Origin of the sequence: Vibrio sp. 10N.261.52.A1 (assembly GCF_002876325.1) — a bacterium.
In the GTDB taxonomy this organism is placed as follows: Bacteria; Pseudomonadota; Gammaproteobacteria; order Enterobacterales; family Vibrionaceae; genus Vibrio; species Vibrio chagasii.
Map to the genome: position 1 here is coordinate 1 of NZ_MCYD01001178.1, position 710 is coordinate 710.

The following is a 710-nucleotide window of genomic DNA, read 5'->3' on the forward strand; positions in this document are numbered from 1 at the left end:
GCTGCTTTTCTAGCATCACTTTCTGGGTGACATCTTCAAGCACAACCTGCATGGCTGGCTTACCTTCCCAGATAACTGCGTTGTCATAGATATTGAAAAATCGATGGACACCATCCAAGCCGATATTCTCAACCACATTACTGGTACCCGACGGCTCACCCGACATGACAGTCTGGTAACGTTGATAAATACTTTCTACGTTTTGTTTTGGTACCAAATCAAGAATAGAGTCGAGCTGCAATACCTGCTCTATCGACTTGCCACCTTGTAAGTTCACCCAAGATTGGTTAACCATCAAAGGTTTAAAATCTCGGTGTACCAATATTCCCTGCCCCGATTGCATGATCATATCGCGATACATTTGGTCTTGTTTGCGGACAATATTCTGCAGCTGAATAGCTGGGCTAAGGTCAATAACGGTCACTTGTAGCGCCGGTCTTCCCTGCCACTCTGTGACATGATCAATAGAAAAAACCGTAAACTCTCTGCCGTTGCGGTCCACATTGGTAAAGGTGTGAACTTGTGGGTCTCGTTGACCACTAACCGTTTCAAGATAGTTTTGATAGGCGAGAACATGGAAATCTTCAGGAATTAGATCCAGAAAGCTGTCAATATTGGCCAATAATTCTTCGGGAGATTGGTAACCATAAATACGAGCATAGTTAGCATCGACACTAACCACATTCATATCTTGAATAATGATCACACCG

General features: G+C 43.7%; 1 protein-coding gene. It reads right to left on the reverse strand.

The features are described 5' to 3' along the window. Positions 1-710, reverse strand: a 710-nt coding sequence (locus BCT81_RS25105; RefSeq protein WP_241908274.1) for a PAS domain S-box protein, incomplete at both ends; no start/stop codon positions are given.